The organism is Haloechinothrix alba (genome assembly GCF_900188115.1).
Lineage (GTDB): Bacteria > Actinomycetota > Actinomycetes > Mycobacteriales > Pseudonocardiaceae > Haloechinothrix > Haloechinothrix alba.
The window spans coordinates 70,902-93,297 of sequence record NZ_FZNW01000004.1; the positions used below are offsets into that span (position 1 = coordinate 70,902).

At 68.1% G+C, this 22,396-nt stretch carries 22 protein-coding genes; 18 read left to right on the forward strand and 4 right to left on the reverse strand.

Translation table 11 applies throughout. The features are described 5' to 3' along the window. Positions 1-3: 3 nt before the first annotated feature. Positions 4-192: a DUF1918 domain-containing protein gene (locus CHB84_RS04290; protein ID WP_089300321.1), complete on the reverse strand. Its 189-nt coding sequence runs from the start codon at positions 190-192 to the stop codon at positions 4-6. A 109-nt stretch (positions 193-301) separates the two neighbouring features. Here CHB84_RS04290 and CHB84_RS04295 point away from each other — a divergent pair, with 109 nt between their 5' ends. The 7 genes from CHB84_RS04295 to CHB84_RS04325 all read left to right on the forward strand — a co-directional run bounded on the left by CHB84_RS04295 (position 302) and on the right by CHB84_RS04325 (position 5,716). Further along, on the forward strand, positions 302-964 hold the full coding sequence (locus CHB84_RS04295; RefSeq protein WP_089300174.1) for a spermine/spermidine synthase domain-containing protein: 663 nt from the start codon (positions 302-304) through the stop codon (positions 962-964). 113 nt (positions 965-1,077) lie between these two features. Next, entirely contained in the window at positions 1,078-1,341 is a 264-nt protein-coding gene (locus tag CHB84_RS04300; RefSeq protein ID WP_089300175.1) for a Prokaryotic metallothionein, read from the forward strand. Between the two features lie 51 nt (positions 1,342-1,392). Further along, complete coding sequence (locus CHB84_RS04305; protein ID WP_089300176.1) at positions 1,393-1,872, forward strand: hypothetical protein; 480 nt, start codon at positions 1,393-1,395, stop codon at positions 1,870-1,872. Between the two features lie 336 nt (positions 1,873-2,208). Further along, positions 2,209-3,432 carry an NADP-dependent isocitrate dehydrogenase gene (locus CHB84_RS04310; protein ID WP_089300177.1) on the forward strand — a complete coding sequence of 408 codons (1,224 nt, stop codon included), beginning with the start codon at positions 2,209-2,211 and terminating at the stop codon, positions 3,430-3,432. 225 nt (positions 3,433-3,657) lie between these two features. Then, complete coding sequence (locus CHB84_RS04315; protein ID WP_089300178.1) at positions 3,658-4,425, forward strand: hypothetical protein; 768 nt, start codon at positions 3,658-3,660, stop codon at positions 4,423-4,425. Between the two features lie 8 nt (positions 4,426-4,433). Further along, complete coding sequence (locus CHB84_RS04320; RefSeq protein WP_089300179.1) at positions 4,434-4,832, forward strand: DUF4326 domain-containing protein; 399 nt, start codon at positions 4,434-4,436, stop codon at positions 4,830-4,832. A gap of 80 nt (positions 4,833-4,912) precedes the next feature. Then, entirely contained in the window at positions 4,913-5,716 is an 804-nt protein-coding gene (locus CHB84_RS04325) for an exodeoxyribonuclease III (RefSeq protein ID WP_089300322.1), read from the forward strand. Positions 5,717-6,019: 303 nt separating this feature from the next. Here CHB84_RS04325 and CHB84_RS23765 read toward each other — a convergent pair whose 3' ends face one another. Next, on the reverse strand, positions 6,020-6,148 hold the full coding sequence (locus tag CHB84_RS23765) for a hypothetical protein (RefSeq protein ID WP_281251729.1): 129 nt from the start codon (positions 6,146-6,148) through the stop codon (positions 6,020-6,022). Between the two features lie 27 nt (positions 6,149-6,175). Here CHB84_RS23765 and CHB84_RS04330 point away from each other — a divergent pair, with 27 nt between their 5' ends. The 7 genes from CHB84_RS04330 to pstB all read left to right on the forward strand — a co-directional run bounded on the left by CHB84_RS04330 (position 6,176) and on the right by pstB (position 15,646). Next, a complete protein-coding gene (locus CHB84_RS04330) occupies positions 6,176-6,997 on the forward strand; it encodes a helix-turn-helix domain-containing protein (protein ID WP_176439774.1) in 822 nt (273 codons plus the stop codon). Further along, the gene (locus CHB84_RS04335; protein ID WP_089300181.1) at positions 6,994-7,167 is read left to right on the forward strand and encodes a DUF397 domain-containing protein; all 174 of its coding nucleotides are present in this window, start codon (positions 6,994-6,996) and stop codon (positions 7,165-7,167) included. The genes CHB84_RS04330 and CHB84_RS04335 overlap by 4 nt, the downstream gene beginning before the upstream one ends. 1,396 nt (positions 7,168-8,563) lie before the next feature. Then, on the forward strand, positions 8,564-11,116 hold the full coding sequence (locus CHB84_RS04340; protein ID WP_089300182.1) for a bifunctional FO biosynthesis protein CofGH: 2,553 nt from the start codon (positions 8,564-8,566) through the stop codon (positions 11,114-11,116). 412 nt (positions 11,117-11,528) lie between these two features. Further along, positions 11,529-12,611, forward strand: a complete 1,083-nt coding sequence (locus CHB84_RS04345) for a phosphate ABC transporter substrate-binding protein PstS (protein ID WP_089300183.1) — start codon at positions 11,529-11,531, stop codon at positions 12,609-12,611. 154 nt (positions 12,612-12,765) lie between these two features. Then, positions 12,766-13,710, forward strand: coding sequence for a phosphate ABC transporter permease subunit PstC (pstC, locus tag CHB84_RS04350; protein ID WP_089300184.1), 945 nt, complete (start codon positions 12,766-12,768; stop codon positions 13,708-13,710). 5 nt (positions 13,711-13,715) lie between these two features. Continuing rightward, positions 13,716-14,786, forward strand: coding sequence for a phosphate ABC transporter permease PstA (pstA, locus tag CHB84_RS04355; protein WP_425432277.1), 1,071 nt, complete (start codon positions 13,716-13,718; stop codon positions 14,784-14,786). Between the two features lie 80 nt (positions 14,787-14,866). Next, the gene (pstB, locus tag CHB84_RS04360) at positions 14,867-15,646 is read left to right on the forward strand and encodes a phosphate ABC transporter ATP-binding protein PstB (RefSeq protein ID WP_089300186.1); all 780 of its coding nucleotides are present in this window, start codon (positions 14,867-14,869) and stop codon (positions 15,644-15,646) included. Positions 15,647-15,688: 42 nt separating this feature from the next. On the opposite strand, the gene CHB84_RS04365 is transcribed toward pstB, so the two are convergent. Beyond that, positions 15,689-16,363 carry a response regulator gene (locus CHB84_RS04365; protein ID WP_089300187.1) on the reverse strand — a complete coding sequence of 225 codons (675 nt, stop codon included), beginning with the start codon at positions 16,361-16,363 and terminating at the stop codon, positions 15,689-15,691. Further along, on the reverse strand, positions 16,360-18,045 hold the full coding sequence (locus CHB84_RS04370) for a sensor histidine kinase (protein WP_089300188.1): 1,686 nt from the start codon (positions 18,043-18,045) through the stop codon (positions 16,360-16,362). Before CHB84_RS04370 ends, CHB84_RS04365 begins: the two co-directional genes overlap by 4 nt. A gap of 248 nt (positions 18,046-18,293) precedes the next feature. On the opposite strand from CHB84_RS04370, the gene CHB84_RS04375 reads away from it, so the two are divergent. From CHB84_RS04375 to CHB84_RS04390, 4 genes are read left to right on the forward strand one after another with little or no spacing between them, the layout of a single operon-like run. Beyond that, positions 18,294-19,298 carry a tripartite tricarboxylate transporter substrate binding protein gene (locus tag CHB84_RS04375; protein WP_089300323.1) on the forward strand — a complete coding sequence of 335 codons (1,005 nt, stop codon included), beginning with the start codon at positions 18,294-18,296 and terminating at the stop codon, positions 19,296-19,298. An 11-nt stretch (positions 19,299-19,309) separates the two neighbouring features. Further along, positions 19,310-19,825, forward strand: a complete 516-nt coding sequence (locus tag CHB84_RS04380; protein ID WP_089300189.1) for a tripartite tricarboxylate transporter TctB family protein — start codon at positions 19,310-19,312, stop codon at positions 19,823-19,825. Between the two features lie 39 nt (positions 19,826-19,864). Further along, positions 19,865-21,379, forward strand: a complete 1,515-nt coding sequence (locus CHB84_RS04385; protein WP_089300190.1) for a tripartite tricarboxylate transporter permease — start codon at positions 19,865-19,867, stop codon at positions 21,377-21,379. Next, complete coding sequence (locus CHB84_RS04390; RefSeq protein ID WP_089300191.1) at positions 21,376-22,344, forward strand: tripartite tricarboxylate transporter substrate binding protein; 969 nt, start codon at positions 21,376-21,378, stop codon at positions 22,342-22,344. The genes CHB84_RS04385 and CHB84_RS04390 overlap by 4 nt, the downstream gene beginning before the upstream one ends. The last annotated feature ends 52 nt before the right edge of the window (positions 22,345-22,396 follow it).

Below are 22,396 nucleotides of genomic sequence, written 5' to 3' on the forward strand. Positions count from 1 at the left end.
GGGCTACCGGTTCGGGTTCAGGACCTCGGTGTCGGGACCGGGGTAGATCAGGCTCTCGTGGCCGTCGGAGAACCGGACGAGGTACGGCGGATGACCGTCGTCGCCACGCACCTCGAGGATCTCGGCTTGTTGCTCCCCAGCACCGACCGTGCGGCCGTGGATGAGGAGCTGGTCCCCTGTCGTCGCTTGCATGCCGACCACCTCCTTGCGCGTTCCAGGGTAGGAGAGCGCGCTGTCACGCGTCGATGGTCGGCGAGCCGGTCCACCGTGTTCGGTGAGCAGGTCCCGGTACCGTAGGTGCGTGGCTGAGGTCATCGACATGGCCGACGGCGTATGTGGGGTCATCGCACTGCGTTCGGCCGACGAGCACTACGAGGTCATCGCCGACGGGATGTTCCTCATGGATACCAGGGACGGCGAGTCGGAACGCCTGATGGTCACCAGTGTCGCCGACGAGATCGGCGCTCGCCCGGCAGGCGGTGCGCGCATCCTGATCGGCGGGCTGGGGGTCGGGTGCTCGTTGCGGGCCGCCCTGGACCATCCGGCTGTGGGCGAGGTCGTCGTCGTCGAGCGCGAGAAGGCGGTTGTCGCATGGAACACGACGGGGCCGTTGCGGCAGGTGCACGGGGACGCGCTGGCCGACGAGCGCGTGCGGGTGGTCGAGGCCGACCTGCTCGAGTGGCTCGGCCGCACGGACGAGCGCTTCGACGCGCTCTGCTTGGATATCGACAACGGGCCGACCTGGACCGTCAGCGCGAGCAACGCCGAGCTCTACACCTCGGACGGTGTGGAGCTGATGTGGTCCCGGCTGCGCGCGGGCGGGTTGCTGTCGGTGTGGGGTGCTCAGGACGACGCGACCTTCACCGCGCGGCTGCGCGCGCAGTTCACCGAGGTGCGTACCGAGACGGTCGCGGTCCGGCGGGGCGAGCCCGATGTCGTCTGGGTGGCGCGCAGGGGCCGCTGACCCGCCGGGAGGCCTTCGAGTTGCCTGCCACGAGCACGAGGAGCACCCTTTGACGGTGAGCGGGCGCCGGTGGGCGGCGTGCCGCATGCCCAGTCAGGACAGGAGGTGCCGTTGTGGGTACGTGCGAGGTCTGCGGGAACGACTACTGGATGGCCTTCGAGGTGCGCACGTCCAGCGGTCACACACACGTATTCGACTCCATCGAGTGCGCCGCGCAGCGGATCGCTCCGGAGTGCGAGCACTGCCGGTGCCGGGTGCTCGGCCACGGAGTGGAGGTCGACGGGCGGTTCTTCTGCTGCGCCCATTGCGCGCGTTCGGCCGATGCCGCCAAGGGGGCCGATATCCGCGACGCGGTCGGCGCACATCCGGGCGCGTAGCTGACCGGCGCTGCGGCGCCGGTACAGGTGTGCAGTCGATACCGTGGCCCCATGCGCCTGGATTGCCGGTGTTCGCGGTACGCCGTTTCCGTCCTCGCACCTGCGGTGCTGCTGCTCGGTGCCTGTACGGACTCGATCGCCGGTTCCGCGGCCCCTGTCACCTTCGACGGGGCCGAGCTGGTCGAGGAGCTGGCGGGCACGTGGCAGGGAGAGTACACGTGCCCGCAGGGCCGGCAAGGTATGACGTTGGTCATCGACGGCGGTGACCAGGGCGGTGACCAGGGACGGCTGGTCGTCGAGTTCTTCGAGCTCGGCCACAACCCGGGAGTCGCGGAGGGGAGCTTCCTGGCGCGCGTCACCGCCGACGAGGACGGCACCGTGGAGTTCACCCCCGATCGCTGGATCGAGCAGCCGGAAGGCTACGCGATGACTCCCCTGGTCATCAGCGATGCGATCGCGCCGGGGGCCACGCGGCTGCGTGGCGATGTCGACTCCCCGGGGTGCGGGGAGTTCGTGGTGGAGAAACAGTAGGGCGCCCCGCGCGGGCGGTCGAGGCTGCGGTCGAACATGGGGTCGAACCTGCGGGGCGAGCGTCGACGCGGCCGGGTCACGGATAGCACGATGGGGTGAGTGCTGCCCCAGCAGGCATTACTGCTGGGTAACCAGGGGACGGGCGACAGGTTGTTCCTTTACCAGTACGCTTGTACCGCTAAGAAGTGCTGACGTCGAGCTCTGTTCCGTCCGCCGGAGCACTGCAGGGTAGTCGCGACCGCCGACGGGCGGCCCCGTCTACCGGGCAGGCGGACGGACCACCGCAGGGCTGATAACTAGAGACGCGAAGATCCGCGAGAGGAGCACCCGGCGCTCATGGGCAAGATCAAAGTCCAGGGGACCGTCGTCGAGCTGGATGGCGACGAAATGACCCGCATCATCTGGCAGTTCATCAAGGACAAGTTGATTCACCCGTACCTGGATGTGAATCTCGAGTACTACGATCTCAGCATCTCCGAGCGCGACCGCACGGATGACCAGGTCACGGTCGACGCGGCGAACGCGATCGCCAAACACGGCGCCGGTGTGAAATGCGCGACAATCACCCCCGACGAGGCTCGGGTCGAGGAGTTCGGGCTGAAGAAGATGTGGCGCAGCCCGAACGGCACGATCCGCAACATCCTCGGCGGCGTGGTGTTCCGCGAACCGATCATCATCTCGAACATCCCCCGCCTGGTACCCGGCTGGACGAAGCCGATCATCATCGGCAGGCACGCGCACGCCGACCAGTACAAGGCCACCGACTTCAAGGTGCCCGGTCCCGGCACGCTCACCATCACCTACACGCCGGAGGACGGCTCCGAGCCGATGGAGTTCGAGGTCGCCCGCTACCCGGAGGGCGGCGGCGTCGCGATGGGCATGTACAACTACCGCAAGTCCATCGAGGATTTCGCACGCGCGTCCCTGCAGTACGGGCTCGACCGGGACATGCCGGTGTACATGTCGACGAAGAACACGATCCTCAAGTCCTATGACGGCATGTTCAAGGAGGTCTTCGCCGAGATCTACGAGTCCGAGTTCAAGGCGGACTTCGAGGCCAAGGGCCTGACCTACGAGCACCGACTGATCGACGACATGGTCGCGGCCTCGCTGAAGTGGGAAGGCGGCTATGTATGGGCGTGCAAGAACTACGACGGCGACGTGCAGTCGGACACCGTCGCGCAGGGCTTCGGATCTCTCGGCCTGATGACCTCGGTGCTGCGTAGCCCGGACGGCAGGATCGTCGAGGCCGAGGCCGCGCACGGCACGGTGACCCGGCACTACCGCCAGCACCAGCAGGGCAAGGAGACCTCGACCAACCCGATCGCGTCGATCTTCGCGTGGACGCGGGGCCTGGAGCACCGCGGCAAGCTGGACGGCACACCGGAGGTCGTCGAGTTCGCGCACACGCTCGAGCAGGTCGTCATCGAGACCGTGGAAAGCGGCAGGATGACCAAGGATCTCGCGCTCATCGTCGGTGACGACACGCCGTTCCAGACCACCGACGAGTTCCTCACGAGTCTGGACGAGAACCTGCAGAAGAAGATGGCCTCGCGCTGACCGGCCCGTCCACGCGACACGGCCGGGGCCCGGTCCGGATGCGGTGTTCGCGCGCCGCCCCCGCCGTACCGGGCCACTGACCGCCCTCGCTCGCCGGCCATCGGCTGCAGGCTGATTCGTTCCGGCAGCGGGTAGCCCGGCGGGCCGCCCAGGGGCCGGCAGGCACGTCGTGCGACGCGCCGACGGCCACGCAGGCATACTGGGATCAGGCGTTGGAGGTGGTCGTTGAAGCTGGCCGATAACGGCGGGGAGCTGGATCGCCCGCGACACGAGGACTGGCGGGACCGCACGTCCGTCAAGGGCGGTCCCCTCGTTCACGCGCTCGCGCGCGCGGGCTGGGGGGCGGGTGCCGCGCTCGGTGCGGTGACCGTGCCCGGCGCGGTCGTGCTCGGCGGCGCGCTCGGTGGCACCGGTATCGGCGCTGCGCTGCTTGTGCTGGCGGTACTACTCGTCGCAGGGGCTGTGCCGGGTGCCGCGCTCGGCGCGCTCGCCCAGCAAGGCGCGCGGGCATGGCTGTGTGCGCCGACCGAGCAGGAACGGCGTTCGGCCCGCTCGCGTTCGGCGCACGCCGAGCGACTGGATGCCTCGGACCTGGACGACTCCAGCCGGTGGGGTCGGCACTACCAGGCCTGTGCCGCGTCCGTCCGCGCCTTCCACGAGCTGGTGCGTACGGTCCCGGCAGGCCGGAGCCGGGACTGGCTCGCCGACATCGGTGAACGCCTGGACGGCGAACTCGCCGAGGCGTTGCGGTTGGCGCGGCTCGGCCAGCAGCTCGACAGCGGCGCGTACCAGCACGACGAGCAGGCGGCGACGCCGGAACGCATCGTCGAGCGGTTGCGCGCGGCGGAGGCCGACTTCGCAGCCACGGTCGAGCGCGCTTCGGCGATCGCCCTGGAATCCACAGGCGACAGCGACTTCCAGCACCTGCACGCCGAGCTCGACATGCTCGCCGAGCAGGCCCCGCGGCTGCGCCTTCCCGGAGGTCACGAGTAGGGGGAGCCATGACGCACGAGCGGCTGCCCGAGGAGTCCACCACCTGGACAGACGATGAGCGCGAACGCGCGGCACGGGTGCTCGACGGGCGCACGACCGTGGTGAACGTCCGCAAGTCCGGTCCGCACAAGCATCTCGTGCCGTGGCTGGTGCGGCAGGATCTGCTGACCTACGTGGGGCATGGCGGTCCCCGGCACGCCTGGCCAGAGTCCGACTTCGCCAGCCCGTTCGTCAAGCAGGCCCGCACGGACCGTGCTGCCGCCAAGCGCAGCTACGAGCGGTGGCTCGATGAGCAGGACGAGCTCTTACGCAGGCTGCGTAGCGGCGAGCTGTCCGGACGCGCGCTCGGCTGCTGGTGCGCGCCGGAACCCTGCCATGCCGACGTGCTCGCGGAGCGGGCAGGCTGAGACGTGGCGCGCGGCCGGTTGGGCCGGGCACGCCGACCGGAGTGGACCGTTCGTCGGGGGTGGCCGGTACGCTGCGCGACGTGTTCACAGTTTCCACGGTTAACGTCAACGGCCTGCGCGCCGCGGCGCGCAAGGGGTACACGTCCTGGCTCGACGACACCGACGCCGACATCGTCGCGTTGCAGGAGGTCCGGGCCGAGCCGGACCAGCTGGCGGCCGGTGTGCGTGATCCGGAGGGGTGGCACTGCACCATCGCGCCCGCCTCGGACAAGGGGAGAAACGGGGTGGCCCTGCTGTCCCGCAGGGAGCCGGACGAGGTGCGCGTGGGGTTCGGCTCCACCGAGTTCGACGCGGCGGGCCGCTACTTAGAGTACGAGTTCGACAACCTGGTCGCCGGCAGCCTCTACCTGCCGAGCGGTGAGGTGGGTACGGCCCGCCAGGACGAGAAGGAACGGTTCCTGGACGAGTTCCTGCGGTACCTGAAGACGTTGCGCGAGTACGCCGAGACTGAGGGTAAGGAGGTCCTCGTCGCAGGCGACTGGAACATCGCCCATGCCGAGATCGACTTGAAGAACTGGAAGAACAACCAGAAGACCGCAGGCTTCCTCCCGGAGGAGCGGGCATGGCTGACCAGGGTGCTCGACGAGGCCGGGTATGTGGACGTACATCGCGCGCTCGAACCGGAGGGTCCGGGTCCGTACTCCTGGTGGTCCTATCGCGGCAAGGCCTTCGACAACGACGCAGGCTGGAGGATCGACTACCAGATGGCGACACCCACCCTGGCCGGGAAGGCCGTTTCCGGCAGGGTCGAGCGCGCAGCGAGCTACGACCAGCGGTGGTCCGATCACGCGCCCGTGACGATCGTGTTCGACTGGGAGCTGTAAGCGGGAAACGCAAGAAGCCCCGGTCTCGCGAAAAGCCCTGGCAACGACGCAAGGCAGACCCGGGTCGGGTGCGGGGTTTCACTCGTCGCTGCCGTCGCCTTGCGTTGGAATGCACCGTGCCCCGCAGGGCCCCGCAGGCAGCGCGATAGGCCCAGCCGTAGACGTGTGGTGTGACCTCTGCGTCCTCGGGCACGTAGTGCACCGGCCTCGTCGGTCGTCGTAAGTCGGGCACCTCAGACATCCACCCAGCGGTCATGTCAGTCCACCTCGATCCGGTATGGGGGCCACCCATCGGGGTTGTGTTCAGCGGCGTCGATGACGCCCTCCGGAGTACTGGTGCCACGCCGAGCGCCGGGTGATCAGCTTGTTCCACGGCACCATCTGCAATACCGCGATCGCCGACATGGCCAACAAGGTCACGAGCGCTGTCATGTACACGGGTGTGCCTCCAGTCACGTCGTGTGCCTGGTAGCCGAGCTGAAGAGGGAGCGCGAGTCACGTGGGTTGTCGGTACAAGACGCGGCGGAGGCCGCTGACTGGGACCCGACGAAGCTTTCCCGTATTGAGAACATGCGTGTCGGGATCAACGGCGACGACACGCTGATCCTGTGCGAGGCGTTAGGTGTGGACGAGGACAAAGCCAATGCCTTGGCTAAGCTCACTCGTGAATCCCGTCGTCGGGGGTGGTGGCACAGCTACCACGACGTGCTTGGCGATTTCGCCGGCTTGCTGGAGCTGGAGATGGACGCCGAGCGCATCCGGGAGTGGGAAGCCGACGTGATCCCCGGCGCACTGCAGACCGAGGAGTATGCGCGTGCCGTCATCACACACGCTCACTCGCGAAGCACCCCAGATGACGTGGAGCGCCGTGTCGACCTCCGCACCGAGCGTCAGCAGAAGCTGCACAAGCGTCACGTAGAGCTGTGGTTCATCATTGACGAAGCTGCATTGTTGCGTCCGATCGGTGGGTGGGAGACCATGGCCACGCAACTTGAGCAGCTTGTCGAGTCAGCCCGGCAGCCAGGCATCACCGTGCAGGTGCTCCCGCTGGAGCTGAGCGGCCACCCGTCGATGGGAACGCCATTCACGGTGCTTGATCTGGCTGACGGTGCGCAGTATGTCTACATCGAGAGCATCACGGGCGGGCTCTACCTAGAGGAGCCCCAGGACATCAGCATGTACTCGGCCGTGATGCAGCGCCTTCAGGCCCAGGCTCTAGACTTTGATCGATCCGTGCAGACGATCAAGGGTCGAGCCGACCAGATGAGGACGCAACAATGACGCACTCGGAATGGCGCACGGACAGCTACTCAGGCGGTAGCGGCCAGTGTGTCGAGGTATCCTTCGGCGACACAGCCCGCGTGCGCGACACCAAGGACCGGCAGGGTGGCGTGTTGGACCTGTCTGACGCCGCGTGGCGAGCATTCACAACCGCTCTCAAGGTTCGTTGAGAGCGGTCAACGTGTAAAAGTCCCGGTCCGTCCATGGTGTGGGCCGGGACTTTGTCTACGGTGCTTAGCTGAGGCCTTGCTGGTACAGGTGATAGTCCCGCGTGTACGCGGCTAGCTTCTGCTCGTATTCGCGTTCCGCTCGCGAGTTGGACAGGTTGATAGCAATGGCCCACCAGGGCCATACCATGATCGCCCAACTGCCGAATGTAATGATCGTGAGTACCAGGTGAAGGAGGTGGTTGACCTTCTTCGGCGTTGGTCGTACCGGAGGCACCGGGGGCGGCGCCAAAGGTGCTTGTTTCGGGCTTTGATCATGGTGTGTCATTGACTGCCTCCTGTCCGGTACCTGCATTGTCGCACGAATCTCCTGTGTTGTTAGCGGCTCTACTCAGAAGTCGCCGGGGCGACCTGATAACCCATCGGTCGTCACACATTGACCACGCTGATGCGGTCATCGAACAGGCGAGCACGTTGTAGTTGCCTCGGACGTGCTCGTCGAACAGCTCCTGCTCGACCAGCGGTGGTCCGATCACGCGCCCGTGACGACCGTGTTCGACTGGGAGTTGCGCCGACGCCGCCGTGTCGCGGCCGGGCCGCACAGTGAGGCGTCCGGCGTCGCTCGTCGGAGTGGTTCGGGGCGGGCGAGAGCCGACACGCGTGCGGTGCGGCGTGTTTCGCGAGCGGGCAGGTGCATGATGGGGATACGCGGTCGCTCACGCGGCGTACCGCGACGGCAAGACCGGGTCGTGCGTGTTTCAGCGGGGTGGCGTCCCGCCTGTTACTCACCTCCGGTAGTTTCTGACCGTCACTGTTACTCGTGCCTCGTTCGAACGAGGGACGTGTATCGCTGGAGGTGCTTCGGTGCGTAGTCGAGTTCCGTCGCTGACGCGGAGCGTTCGGCACGTCGGAGCATGCAGTGCGCTCGTGCTCGGCTGGCTCCTCGCTTCCGCTGGGGTCGCCGCCGGCGAGCCGGAAGGTGTTGCTGGGGGTGCCATGGCAGGGTTCGCGAGTGTTTCCGGAGTTGCCGCGGCGGAGGCTCGGATAATTGTGGCGCAGGCAACACAAGCGGGTGTCCCGTTCGGCTTGCTTGGGCCCGTCGGGGTGATCGCGGTCGGACTCGGTGTGTCCGGGTTGTGCGCCGGGCTCCTCCGTGCGGCAAGTAGGCGTGGTTCCGGCGAGCGCGGTGATTCCGCTGGTCAGAACCGCACTGCTGACCCTTCGGGGCAGATCCCGTCGGCCGTTACGTCCCGAACCGCGACGTCCGGCTGGGTCGGTGACCGTGCTCGTGCAGCGGACCGGTCGACGCGCGTGGACGGATCCTCGCCGGCCTAGCGGGACCCCGCGAGACTGCGCGGTTGTTGGCCAGTACAGCGACGTGAGTCGTAGTCTCGCGATCATGGCTGATTCCACACCTCACCCCACGTCCGACTCCGCGCCGACGACGTCCGCGTTGCGCCGTGCCTTGCGGCGCGCAGAGGACGGTGTGCCGCTGGATGTGTCCGAAGCGGCGACGTTGCTGCACGCGCGGGGCGACGACCTGGAGCGCCTGCTGGGCGCGGCCTCGCGGGTGCGTGCGGCACACACGACGGACCAGGGACGCAGCGGTGTGGTGACGTACAGCCGCAAGGTGTTCGTCCCCCTCACCCACCTCTGCAGGGACCGGTGTCACTACTGCACGTTCGTCTCCGTCCCGGGCAAGCTGGACCAGCTCTTCATGGAGCGCGACGAGGTCGTGGAGATCGCGAGGGCCGGAGCCGAAGCGGGCTGCAGGGAAGCGCTGTTCACCCTGGGGGACCGTCCGGAGGATCGCTGGCCGCAGGCGCGGGAGTGGCTCGCCGCGCGAGGGTACGACTCCACGCTGGACTACGTGCGCGCGTGCGCGATCGCGGTACTCGAGGAGACCGGCCTGCTGCCACACCTGAATCCGGGGGTGATGAGCTGGGAGGAGCTGCAGCGGCTGAAGCCGGTATCACCGAGCATGGGCATGATGCTGGAGACCACGGCCGAGCGGCTGTGGTCCCAGAAGGGGCAACCGCACTACGCAAGCCCGGACAAGGAGCCAGCCGTCCGGTTGCGGGTACTCGACGACGCCGGGCGGGTCGGCGTGCCGTTCACCACCGGCATCCTGGTCGGGATCGGGGAGACCCACACCGAGAGGGCCGAGTCGCTGCTGGCGATCCGGCAGCGCGCTCGGCAGTACCGCCATATCCAGGAAGTCATCGTGCAGAACTTCCGCGCCAAGCCGGATACCGCGATGCGCTCGGAGCCGGATACGGACCTGGAGGAGCTGGCAGCCACCGTGGCGGTGGCGCGGCTGTTGATGCCGCCCGGGGTCAGTATCCAGGCCCCGCCCAACCTGGCCGGGCAGGAGCATGCCCTGCTGCTGCGTGCCGGCATCGACGACTGGGGCGGTGTCTCTCCGGTGACCCCGGACCACGTCAACCCGGAGAGCCCGTGGCCGCGGATCGAGGAGCTGGCCGGGTGGACGGCCGATGCCGGTTTCGAGCTGCGTGAGCGGCTGACCGCCTATCCCCGGTACGTCAACGCGGCCGAGAAGTGGATCGACATCCGGCTGCACGAGCACGTCCGCGCGCTCGCAGCCGATGACGGGCTCGCTGCCGGCGACTCGGTTGTCGAGGGCAGGCCGTGGCAGGAGCCGGACGGTGGGCTCGAGACGACGGGCCGGGCCGACCTGCACACCGCGATCGACACCGAGGGCAGGACAGGGGACCGCCGCGGCGACTTCGACAGCGTGTACGGCGACTGGGAGATGCTGCGCGAGGCGGTGCGCGATCGCGGCGCCCCGGAACGCATCGACTCCGATGCTCGCGACGGCCTCGATCTCGCCCGCCGAGACCCTGCCGCGTTGCTCGACCCCGCGCACGCCGACGCGGCGTTGGCGCTGTTGACCGCGGACGGCCCTGCGTTGGAATCGCTGGCCGAGCTCGCCGACGAGTTGCGCGCCGATGTGGCAGGCGACGACGTCACCTACGTGGTCAACCGCAACATCAACTTCTCCAACGTGTGCTATGTCGGGTGCCGGTTCTGCGCTTTCGCGCAGCGTGAGCGGGACGCCGACGCGTTCCGGCTGTCGGCGGAGGACGTGGCCGACCGGGCGGCCGAGGCAGCCGCCGCCGGGGCGACTGAGGTGTGCATGCAGGGCGGGATCGACCCGAAGCTGCCTGTCACGTACTACGCAGAGATCGTGCGGGCGATCAAGGCACGGGTGCCGGGGATACACGTGCACGCGTTCTCCCCGATGGAGGTGGTCTCGGCTGCTTCCAAGGCCGGGGTCAGCGTGGCCGAGTGGTTGACCGAGTTGCGCGATGCCGGTCTCGACTCCGTGCCGGGCACGGCGGCGGAGATCCTCGATGACGACGTGCGGTGGGTCCTGACCAAGGGCAAGCTACCTGCCGCCACCTGGGTCGACGTGATCAGCACCGCGCACCGGCTTGGGCTGCCGTCGAGCAGCACGATGATGTACGGGCACGTGGACCGGCCGGATCACTGGGTCGGGCACCTGCGCACGCTGGCCGGTGTGGCAGACAGGGCAGCCGAACACGGCACCGCGGGCTTCACGGAGTTCGTCGCTCTGCCGTTCGTGCACCACAACGCGCCGATCTACCTGGCAGGCGTGGCAAGACCGGGCCCGACGGTGCGGGACAACCGCGCGGTGCATGCCTTTGCGCGCCTGGCGCTGCACGGCCGGATCGCCAACGTGCAGTGCTCCTGGGTCAAGCTCGGCGAGCAGGGCACCGCGCAGGTGCTGCGCGGCGGGGCCAACGACGTCGGTGGGACTCTGATGGAGGAGACCATCTCCCGGATGGCAGGTTCCGAGCACGGCTCGGCCCGCACGATCGCCGAGCTGGAGAACCTCGCCGCGCTCGCGGGACGGCCCGCCCGCGAGCGTACGACGACGTACGGTGCGGTTTCCGCGCCCGCGAGCTGATCAGGATCGAGCTGAACCGGACGCTGCACCGGAGCCCGGTGCGTGGCCTCGTCCCCAACCGGCGTTCACCACGCCTTCGCCTGCGTACCCGCGCCGGGCTCGGGCAGTGACCGGGTCGTGCGACTGACATCACACTCACGCGTGAGCACCCGGTGATGCCGCTCGCGGAACGTGATGCTACAGCGTACCTGCGGTCGACCCGGCGCGCAGTGTACTGTCGGCTGTCTCATACCGCAGCTCGACACTTCGTTGTTTCACTGTGACGTCCCCCTGAGGGTGAACCATCGCCCCTTGCTGTTCCCTTTCGGTTCACCTGCAGTGCCCTTTCGTGTCACGTCGCCCTCCTAGCGTTCGACCTGTCCGCGTTATCGCGCGGAGGGAATCGAGCACAATACCCCGAAAGAGGTCGATCGTGAATCGCACCAGCCTTGGCCGCTTCGTTGCGTTACCGACAGCCGGCGCCCTCGTACTCGGAGTCGCGGCATGCGGTGCCGCCAACGAAGGTTCCGCGGAGGAGAGCGAGCTCGCCGGAACGATCTCCGGCGCGGGCGCCAGCTCGCAGCAGGCCGCACAGCAGGCATGGACGGCGGGCTTCCAGGACCAGTATCCGGACGTCACGGTGAACTACGACCCGATCGGCTCCGGAGGGGGCCGGGAGCAGTTCGTCAGCGGCGGGTCCGACTTCGGAGGCACGGACGCGTACCTCGATGATGACGAGCTCGCCGCCGCGCAGGATCGGTGTGCCGACTTCATCGAGGTCCCGCTCTACATATCGCCGGTGGCGATCGTGTTCAATCTGGACGGTGTCGACGAGCTGAACCTGTCACCGCGGACCATCGCCGGCATCTTCAACCAGGACATCACCGAGTGGGACGATCCGGCGATCGCCGAGGACAATCCGGACGCCGAGCTCCCGTCCTTGCCCATCAGCCCGGTGAACCGTTCGGACGAGTCCGGCACCACCGAGAACTTCCTGGAGTACTTGACCGCAGCCGCAGGCGACGCGTGGCCGCACGAGCCGAGTGGTGACTGGCCCGTCGGTGGCGGCGAGGCAGCGCAGGGGACGTCGGGTGTGGTCGAGGCGGTACGCAACGGCGACGGCACCATCGGCTACGCCGACGCAAGCCAGGCGGGCGATCTGTCTACTGTGGCCGTGGGAGTCGGCGACGAGTTCGTGAACTACTCGCCGGAGGCCGCGTCCACCGTCCTGGACGTCTCCGAGCGGGTCGAAGGCAGGGGCGAGAACAGCTTCGCCTATGAACTGGCGAGGGACACCACGGAGGAAGGCACGTACCCGATCGTGCTCGTCTCCTACGGGCTCGCCTGCACCGAGTACGACGACGACCAGGTCGGTGAGCTGGTCCGGGAGTACTTCACCTTCATGGCCAGTGAAGAGGGGCAGCAGCAGGCGGCCGAGAACGCAGGCTCCGCGCCGATCTCCGACGAGCTCCGCGAACAGATCACGCCGGCGATCGAGGCCATCGGCGCGACCTGAACGCACAGCGACCGGTCATCCGGGTAGCCGTACCCGACGGCTGCCCGGATGACGTCCTGTGCCTGCCCGGAGGCCCTGTACGGGATCACCCCGGGCCACCGGGTGACCCGGCGTTGGCCGGCTACCACGACACCAGGGAAAGGGATACCAGGCTGTGCCTTTGAGCGAAACACCCAGCGCGGTCGCTCGCCCCCGACTGCGCGCAGGCGACCGGGTCTTCGCCGGACTGTCGACCGGCGCCGGTCTGCTGATCCTCTTCGTGCTCGCGGGCGTGGCCGCCTTCCTCCTGGTTGAGGCCTGGCCTGCGCTGACCGCTCCACCGGAGGAGGTACCCGGTGGGCGTGGCGTGGCGTTGTACGTATGGCCGTTGCTGTTCGGCACCGCGCTCTCGGCCGTCTTCGCCCTGCTGATCGCCGCCCCGCTCGCGGTCACGATCGCGCTGTTCGTCACGTACTACGCGCCGCGCGCCCTTGCCCAGGGGCTCGGTTACCTCATCGACCTGTTGGCGGCGGTGCCGAGCATCATCTACGGGCTCTGGGGCTTCACGGTGCTCGCCCCGGCGACCGTGGGACCGAGCGGGTGGCTGGCCGACAATCTCGGGTTCATCCCGCTGTTCGCCGGTCCGGTCTCGGCGACCGGGCGAACCATGCTCGTCGCGATCCTGGTGCTCGCTGTGATGATCCTGCCGATCATCACAGCGGTCGTGCGCGAGGCGTTCCGTCAGGTTCCGCGGCTGCACGAGGAAGCGGCGCGCGCACTCGGCGCGACACAGTGGGAGATGCTGCGGATGGCGGTGCTGCCGTTCGGCCGTTCCGCGATCATCGGTGCGTCGATGCTGGGGTTGGGGCGCGCGCTCGGCGAGACGATGGCGGTGACGATCGTGCTCTCGGTTTCGGGAGGTGTGACGGTCAACCTGATCAGCTCGGGTAACCCGTCCACCATCGCCGCCGACATCGCGCTGCAGTTTCCCGAGTCGACCGGCCTGGCCGTCAACACGCTCATCGCCTCGGGGCTCGTACTCTTCGCCGTGACCTTCGCCGTCAACATGGCCGCCCGCACGGTGATCAACCGCCGTAGCGAGTTCTCGGGAGCGAACTGATGAGCGTGCCCACCAGGACAGAACGAGAGTCGGACCTCACGCTCACCGAAGCGGCGCCGGTACGCAGGACGCTGCCGCCCTGGGCCCCGTACGCCGCGCTGGCCGTCGCGATCGCCGTCGGCGGCACCGTCACACTCGCCGGTGTGAGCGCGGGCCTCGGCGCCGTGCTGACCGTGGTGCTCTACGTGGCCTGCGTCGTGACGGTCTCGCGGCTGGTCGAAGGCCCGCGCAAGGCGAAGGACCGCGCGGTGACCACGGTCGTCACGTCCGCCTTCCTGCTCGCGCTCGCTCCGTTGATCTCCGTGCTGGCTACGGTGATCAGCAGGGGCACGGCGCGAATGGACGTGGAGTTCTTCACCTTCTCGATGCGTGGCGTCGTCGGCGAGGGCGGTGGTGTCTACCACGCGATCACCGGCACTCTGATGATCACCGGCCTCGCGACGCTGATCTCGGTGCCCGTCGGCATGCTGTGTGGCGTCTACCTGGTCGAGTACGCCAAGGGAAGGCTTGCCACGGTCATCACGTTCTTCGTGGATGTCATGACCGGTATCCCGTCGATCGTGGCCGGGCTGTTCGCGTACGCGCTGTTCGCGCTCATCCTCGGTCCCGGAGTTCGCATGGGGCTCATGGGTGCGGTCGCGCTGAGCGTGCTGATGATCCCTGTGGTCGTGCGCTCCACGGAGGAGATGCTCAAGCTCGTGCCCAACGAGCTGCGTGAGGCGGCTTATGCGCTCGCCGTGCCGAAGTGGCGGATGATCCTGAAAGTGGTGATCCCCACGGCACTCGCAGGCATCGCCACCGGTGTCACGCTCGCCATCGCCAGAGTGATCGGTGAGACGGCGCCGTTGCTGGTGACGGTGGGGATCACGCAGAGCGTCAACCTCAACCCCTTCGACGGGCGTATGGCGACGCTACCGGTGTCGGCCTACTACCAGTACGTGAACCCGGGTGTGCCGCCGGATCCCTCTCTGGATCGCGCGTGGAGCGCCGCGCTGCTGTTGATCATCATCGTGATGGCGCTCAACCTCGTTGCCCGGCTCATCTCGCACCGGTTCGCCCCCAAGTCCGGAGGCTGAGCCTCACGGTCCCATCGCTGCGCCCCAGACCACGTCCACCGGAGACGGTGCGCAACCGACAAGTAGCTAAGGACCCCGCTGTGGCCAAACACATTCAGGTCAAAGACCTCGACATCTACTACGACGAGTTCCTCGCCGTGCAGGGCGTGTCCATGACGATCGAGCCCCGGTCGGTCACCGCGCTGATCGGGCCTTCGGGCTGTGGAAAGTCCACGTTCCTTCGCTCGCTCAACCGGATGCACGAGCTCGTTCCCAAGGCCAGGGTCGAGGGACAGGTGGCGATCAACGGCAGGGACATCTACGGCAGCAACGTGGATCCGGTCGACGTCCGTAGCGAGATCGGCATGGTGTTCCAGCGTCCCAACCCGTTCCCGACCATGTCGATCTACGAGAATGTGGCAGCGGGGATCCGGCTGAACAATGTCCGGATGAAGCGTTCCGAGCTCGACGATCTCGTGGAGCGTTCGCTCCGCTCGGCGAACCTGTGGAACGAGGTCAAGGACCGGTTGCACAGGCCGGGCGGCGGCATCTCCGGCGGACAGCAGCAACGGCTGTGCATTGCACGGGCCATCGCTGTCGACCCGGCGGTGTTGCTGATGGACGAGCCGTGCTCGGCGCTGGATCCGATCTCGACCCAGGCGATCGAGGATCTGATCAACGATCTCAAACCCGACTACACCATCGTGATCGTCACCCATAACATGCAGCAGGCCGCGCGGGTGAGCGACACGACCGGGTTCTTCAACCTCGCCGACGTCGGTCAGCCGGGTCAGCTCATCGAGATGGACACCACCGCCAAGATCTTCTCGGCGCCGCGCGAGCAGGCTACGGAGGACTACATCACCGGCCGTTTCGGCTGATCGCCCCACCGGCGTGCGTGACGTGCCGCAGGAGACGTCCGGTCACGCGCCCGCGATCCAGTGGTAGCGGCGTTCGGGGCGTCCCGCCGTCCCGTACCGCAGCCGTACCTCGGCGCGGCGCGACTCCGCGAAGAACTCCAGGTACCGCCTGGCACTCACCCGTGACACGCCGGTCGCTTCGGCGCACTCCGTCGCGGACAGGCCGTCCTCCGCGGCCAGCAGCGCGTCCCTGACCAGCTCGGCGGTCTGCGTGGTGAGGCCTTTCGGCATCCGGGGAGTCGCCGAGGACGTACCGAACACCCTGTCCACCGCTGCCTGATCCGCGTCGCTGATCTCGTGCAGCTTCTTGCGTTGCTCGGCGAACGAGGACAACCGCGCCTGCAGGGTAGCCGAGTCGAAGGGTTTGATGATGTAGTGCACCACCCCGCCGCGCAGGGCCGTGCGCACGGTCTCGGCGTCGCGTGCGGCGGTGATGACCAGGACGTCCACATCGGGCACGTCGCCGCTGCGCAGCCGGCGAAGGACGTCGAGCCCGCTCATGTCGGGAAGGTAGATGTCGAGCAGCACGAGGTCCGGTCGCCTGTCCCGTACTGCGGTGAGCGCCTCGTGTCCCGTGCGTGCCTCACCGACGACGGTGAACCCCGGAATGCGCTCGACGATTCCTCTGTGCACTCTCGACACCATGAAGTCGTCGTCGACGACAAGGACGCTGATCATGTGACACTCCCGCGCTCCTCGGTGTTCTCCGCCGGTGCCCCGTACGGTAGGTACGCGATGAACTCGGCTCCGCCCCGCACCGCGGAGCTGTCCCGGACCTCGTCACCCGGCTCCGGCCCACCCTGCTGCCGGCCCGCCGCCGCCTGCATGCGCACCTCGCCGCCGCGGCGCGCGCAGATGAGCTGGATGATGGCGAGGCCGAGGCCGCGCTCGGTGGGGTCCCCGGATTCCTTCGTGGAGAAGCCGTGCTGGAAGATCTTCTCGCTGAGCTCGCTCGGCACTCCCGGCCCGGAGTCCCGCACACGCACCCACACACCGCCGTTCCCGTCGGTCAGTTCCACCTCGACGAAACGGTCGGTGCTGTCCGCGCGACCGGAGTGGACAGCGTCGAGTGCGTTGTCGACGAGGTTGCCGACGACGGTGACCAGATCGGCGGAGAGTTCCTCGCTCGTCGGTCCGAGCGCGGTGTGCTGCGAGACGGTCAGCTCGGCACCCTGCTCGGCTGCCCTGCTCGCCTTCGCGATGAGCAGGGCGGCAAGCGAGGGGTCGGCCACTCGCGCGGTGATGTCCGCGCTGAGCCGCGCCCGCGCACCGCCGATGCGGTTGACGTACTGGCTCACTTCGTCGTACTCGCCCAGCTCGACCAGCCCGGTGATGACGTGCAGCTGGTTGTTGAACTCGTGGGCCTGCGCGCGGAGGGCCTCGGTGGTGGTGCGGGTGACATCGAGCTCGTGCTTGAGCGCGACGAGGTCGGTCCGGTCACGCATGGTGGTGACCGTTCCGGCGTGCTTTCCGTCGGTGACCAGCGGCATCCTGTTGAGTGTCACCAGCCGGTCGCCCATGGGTACGACCTGGTCGCGCCCGCGAGCGGTGGTCGTGAGGACCTCGTACAGGCCGGGGTCGAGGGCGAGCTCGTCGAGACGGCGGTGCGCGCAGTCCTGCGGTAGCTGGAGCAGCTCCGTAGCGGTGTCGTTGACCAGGGTGATCCGGTTGTCGGTGTCCAGGGCGAGTACGCCTTCCTTGATGCCGTGCAGGATGGCCTCGCGATGCTCGGCGAGCCGGGCGATCTCGGTGGGTTCCAGGCCCAGCGTCTGCCGCTTGACCCGGCGTGCCAGCAGTACGGAGCCGGTGATCCCGACCGATCCCGCGATGCCCAGGTACACGAGCAGGTTCGGGGCGGCCGTGACCAGGCGCTGGGCCAGGTCCGGGTAGCGCCGCGCTGCCGCGACCATCCCGATGACCTCGCCCTCGTCCCCGATGACCGGTACGTGCGCGAGCAGGTACTCCTCGCCGCCGATCGAGCCCATTCCGGTCCACGCGCGGCCCTCGAGCACCGGACTGTCCCCGATGTCGAGCTGCGTGTCGATATCGGCAGGGTCCGGGGAGGTCTGGATGCGCAGGTCCCTGCGCGTGATGATGAGCTTGTCGGCCCCGGAGAGGTTGCGCAGGCTCTCCGCCGTCGGCTGCAGTATGCCCTGGTTGCCCACGTCGCGTAGCCCGACGCGTACGGCCTCCCTCGTGGCTCCGGTCTCGGCGATGGCGCGCATGCGCTGGCTCTCGGACTGCCGGAATCCGGCGTCGGCCTGCGCCAGGGACACCCCGGTGATCGCGATGAGCACGAGCACGATGATCGCGAGCTGGATGGCGAGGAACTGCCCGGCGAGGGTGAGCCTGGGGCGCACGTGCCACACCTTTCGCGTCGTCGGCCGGACCGCGCGGGAGGCGGTCGTCCGGGTTCGGTCCAGGACCTCATCCTCCCTGGTGCGCGGGGTTCACGCACCCGAGCGCCCGGTGAACACAACGACCAGAACGGCCACTACCTTCACTGTCCTCGCAACGCACACAAGGGTTACCGAGCCGGCAGGCCCGCTGGTTGCATGTGGAGCACTTCACAGCCATCACATGGCAACGAGAACTCAGGGAGGTCGACATGTCTGGTACCCGTGCCCGTACGCGTGCGGTACCTGCCGCGCTCGCGGCATCAGCGTTGGTGCTGGCCGGCTGTGGCGCCGAGGGGGCAGACGACGGCGGGGAGTGGACCCCGCAGCAGCCGATCGAGATCACCGCCCCCGCCGACACCGGCGGCGGCTGGGACACGCTGGCCCGCACGAGCAGCAGGATCATGGAGGACGCCGGCCTGGTGGACCAGTCGGTCCAGGTCGTCAACAAGCCGGGCGGCGGCGGAGCCATCGGCTGGTCCTACATCGCCAACAACGCGGGTGACCCGCACAAGCTGTTCGTGACCAGCCCGCCCATCCTGTTCGTTCCGCTCGCAGGCGAGTCCGATCACGACCATAGCGACTTCACCCCCATCTCGCGGCTCGCTACCGAGTACATGACCTACCTGGTACCCGCCGACTCTCCGATGGAGACGTTCGACGACCTCGTCGACGAGCTGGAGGACGACCCGGGTGCGGTCAGTGTCGCCGGCGGGTCGGCGCCGGGCAGCATGGACCACGTCGCCCTTGCCGGTGCCGCCGACGCCGCGGGTGTCGACGCGGGCGAGCTCAACTACGTCGCCTTCGACGGCGGGGGCGAGGCCACGACCGCGCTGCTCGGCGGGCACGTCGACGCGGCCGTCTCCGGTGCCGGCGAGAGCATGGAGCTGATCGAGGCCGGAGAGGTGAAGGCACTCGCCGTGTCGGCTTCTGAACGGGTCGACGTGCTGCCGGACGTGCCGACGCTGACCGAACTCGGCGTGGACTTCACCTTCGACATCTGGCGCGGCGTCATGGGCCCACCGGACATGTCGCAGGAGGAGATCGCCTACTACGAGTCGGTCTTCGCGGAGATGATGGAGCAGGACTCCTGGAAGGAGGAGTCGAGCAAGCTCGGCTGGACCGACACCTATCAGGACAGTGCGGACTTCGAGGCCTTCCTCGACGAGAAGCACACCGAGTTCGTCGACATCCTCGACGAGGTCGGCCTCCAGTAAGGCGTCGGGCCATGACGGAGTTTCGCTTCTCGCACCGTACGATCGCCGTCGCGATCGCGGGGTTCGCGCTGGTGTACCTCCTCGGCGCGTACCACCTTCCCGGCTTCGTGGCCGTCGACGTACCCGTCCAGCCGGCGACCCTGCCACGGGGACTCGGTTACCTCCTCCTCGGCCTCGCGGCCATGCTGTTCTTCCAGCGTGCCGAGCAGGCGGAGGACGAGACCGCGACGGACGCAACGGCAACGGAACAGCCTGCCGAGCCCGACGAGGTCGGGCTCGGCAGGCTGCGGGACACCCGGCTGGAGCTGGCCGTGTTCCTCGTCGCGGCGTGCCTGTACGTGGCACTGTTCGCGGTCGCCGGGTTCGTGCTGGCCACGGCCGCCTACATCGCGTCGACGGCCTGGTACCTGGGCTACCCCAGGCATCTGGTGACCGTGCTGACCAGCGTCACCATCCCGCTCGCCGCCTACATCGGCATGTCCGAGGGGCTCGGCGTGGCGCTGCCCAACGGTCCACTCCCGTTCTAGCCCTCCGGGACCGGAACGTACGTCCTCACGGAGCCTTCCATGGATACGCTTACCCAGCTGGTGTCCGGGTTCAGCGTGGCGCTGAGCCCGGAGAACCTGCTCTTCGTGTTCGTCGGTGTCCTCGCGGGCACGATCATCGGGATCCTGCCCGGCCTGGGACCGATGACCGCGATCGCGTTGATGATCCCCGTCGCGTTCGGCATGGACCCGACCACCGCGATCATCATGCTCGCCGGTGTCTACTACGGCGCGGTCTTCGGCGGTTCGACCTCGTCGATCCTGCTCAACGCGCCCGGCATCGCCGGAACGGTGGCCACCTCGTTCGACGGCTACCCGATGGCGCGGGACGGTAGGGCAGGCAAGGCGCTCGCCGTGGCGGCCATCGCCTCGTTCGTCGGCGGCACGGTGGGTGTGGTCGGCCTGATGCTGATCGCGCCGACCCTGTCCAAGGTCGCGGTCAGCTTCGGGCCTGCGGAGTACTTCGGGCTCATGGTTCTCGGGCTGACCGCAGTCGTGTCGCTGGCGGGCAAGAACGTCACCAAGGGGCTGATCTCGGCCGTCGTCGGCGTGATCGTCGCCCTCGTCGGCATCGACTCCGCGACGGGAACCCTGCGGTTCACCTTCGACCGCCCGGAGCTGTACGAGGGCATCGACTTCCTGATCGTCGCGCTCGGTGTGTTCGCGCTCGCCGAGGTGTTCGTCTTGCTCAGCAGGCGCGGCCATGGAGGGGCGCAGGGCGGCGTGACGTCGCTGCGGCTGAGCAAGCGCGAGGTGAGGGCGATGACCCCGCCCGCGTTGCGGGGATCGGTGCTCGGCTTCTTCACGGGGGTGCTTCCCGGAGCCGGCGCGACCGTCGCATCGTTCCTGTCGTACTCGACCGAGAAGCGCATCGCCTCGGACGGGGACACGTTCGGCACGGGCAACATCAAGGGAGTCGCCGCGCCGGAGGCAGGTAACAACGGTGCCGCGATCGGGTCCTTCGTCCCGCTGCTCACCCTGGGTGTTCCCGGTTCGGGTACGACGGCCATCCTGCTCGGTGCCTTGCTCGTGCTGGGTGTGCGGCCCGGGCCGATGATGCTCGAGCAGCATCCCGGGGTGTTCTGGGGTGTCGTGGCGAGCATGTACATCGGTAGCATCGTGCTGCTGATCCTGAACCTGCCGCTGATCCCGCTGTTCGCCAAGGTGCTGAACACCCCGAAGGCGGTGCTGTTGCCGCTGGTCGTCGTGTTCTGCGTGATGGGTGTGTACGGTCTGAGCTTCAGCGTGTTCGACCTGTGGCTGCTGATCGGCTTCGGTGTGCTCGGGTTCCTGATGCGGGCTAACTCGTTCCCGGCCGCACCGCTGATACTCGGCCTCATCCTCGGCGGACTGATGGAGCGCAACATGCGGCAGGCGTTGCAGATATCCGGAGGCGACTGGTCGGTGTTCGTGACCAAACCCATCCCAGCCGTGCTGCTCGCGCTGGCGGCCGCCTCGCTGCTTCCGACCGTCGTCGGCCTGATCCGGCGCAGGCGCGCGCGGGCCGACCGCGGGTGGGAGGTTCCCGCAGCGTGACCCGGTACGCCCGCCTGTCCGTCGTCGCGGTCTCGGCGCTGCTCGCCGCCTGCACCGCCGCGCTGGGGCCGGATGAGCTCCGCGTCATCGTGCCGACACCTCCCGGCGGGGGTTTCGACCAGACCGCGCGCACCCTGTCCGGTGCCCTCGAGGAGACAGAGCTGGCCGAGGACGTGAACGTGGTCAACATGCCGGGTGATGCGGGAATGGCCGCGCTGTCCCGGGTGCGTTACGAGGAAGGTGACGAGGCACTGCTGCTGCAGATGGGCCTCGGGCTCGTTGCCACGGCCCACATCACCGGGTTCACCGGTGAGCTCGCCGAGCTCACCCCGCTCGCCAGGCTGATCGAGGAGTCCGAGGCGATCGTGGTGCCCGCCGGGTCCGAGTACGAGAACCTGCCGGAGCTGACCGACCGGCTGCGCAGGCACCCGGAGGAGATCTCGGCCGGAGGCGGCTCGCAGCCGGGCGGGCCGGACCATCTCGCCGTCATGTTGCTCGCCGAGGAGCTCGGGGTCGACCCGGGGAGCCTCGAGTACGAACCCTACGACGGGGGAGGTGAGATCCTGGCGGCGTTGCTCAGTCACGAGGTCGACTTCGCCGCTATGGGGGCTGGTGAGCACCTGCACGCCGTCGAAGCAGGTGAGCTGCGGGTGCTGGCTGTGACCGGGCCGGAGCGGGTTGCCGGTATCGACGCCCCCACGTTGCGTGAGCTGGGGATGGATCTCGAGTTCCTGAACTGGCGCGGGGTACTCGCACCGCCCGGACTGGACGAGGAGGACCGTGCGGTGCTGCTCGAGGTGCTGGACGAGCTGCGCCGGTCACCCGAGTGGGCAGCGGCACTCGAACGGTACGGCTGGTCGGAGGCTTACCTCGCGGGCTCGCACTACCAGGAGTTCCTCGCCGCCGAGGCCGAGCGCGTCGGCGACGTGCTCGACTCCCTCGGCCCGGACACGGACGGTGAGTAGGTCCCTGCTACTGAGTAGGTGAGCACGCCACTCGGTACGACACCGGCACGGT

What these genes read in the sequence shown, in the direction of transcription:
- CHB84_RS04380 (WP_089300189.1), top strand. Translation starts at nt 19,310, where the DNA reads ATGACGGAGTTTCGCTTCTCGCACCGTACGATCGCCGTCGCGATCGCG.
- CHB84_RS04340 (WP_089300182.1), top strand. Translation starts at nt 8,564, where the DNA reads ATGGCTGATTCCACACCTCACCCCACGTCCGACTCCGCGCCGACGACG.
- CHB84_RS04335 (WP_089300181.1), top strand. Translation starts at nt 6,994, where the DNA reads ATGACGCACTCGGAATGGCGCACGGACAGCTACTCAGGCGGTAGCGGC.
- CHB84_RS04365 (WP_089300187.1), bottom strand. Translation starts at nt 16,363, where the DNA reads ATGATCAGCGTCCTTGTCGTCGACGACGACTTCATGGTGTCGAGAGTG.
- CHB84_RS04305 (WP_089300176.1), top strand. Translation starts at nt 1,393, where the DNA reads ATGCGCCTGGATTGCCGGTGTTCGCGGTACGCCGTTTCCGTCCTCGCA.
- CHB84_RS04375 (WP_089300323.1), top strand. Translation starts at nt 18,294, where the DNA reads ATGTCTGGTACCCGTGCCCGTACGCGTGCGGTACCTGCCGCGCTCGCG.
- CHB84_RS04310 (WP_089300177.1), top strand. Translation starts at nt 2,209, where the DNA reads ATGGGCAAGATCAAAGTCCAGGGGACCGTCGTCGAGCTGGATGGCGAC.
- CHB84_RS04320 (WP_089300179.1), top strand. Translation starts at nt 4,434, where the DNA reads ATGACGCACGAGCGGCTGCCCGAGGAGTCCACCACCTGGACAGACGAT.
- CHB84_RS23765 (WP_281251729.1), bottom strand. Translation starts at nt 6,148, where the DNA reads ATGACAGCGCTCGTGACCTTGTTGGCCATGTCGGCGATCGCGGTATTG.
- CHB84_RS04385 (WP_089300190.1), top strand. Translation starts at nt 19,865, where the DNA reads ATGGATACGCTTACCCAGCTGGTGTCCGGGTTCAGCGTGGCGCTGAGC.
- CHB84_RS04290 (WP_089300321.1), bottom strand. Translation starts at nt 192, where the DNA reads ATGCAAGCGACGACAGGGGACCAGCTCCTCATCCACGGCCGCACGGTC.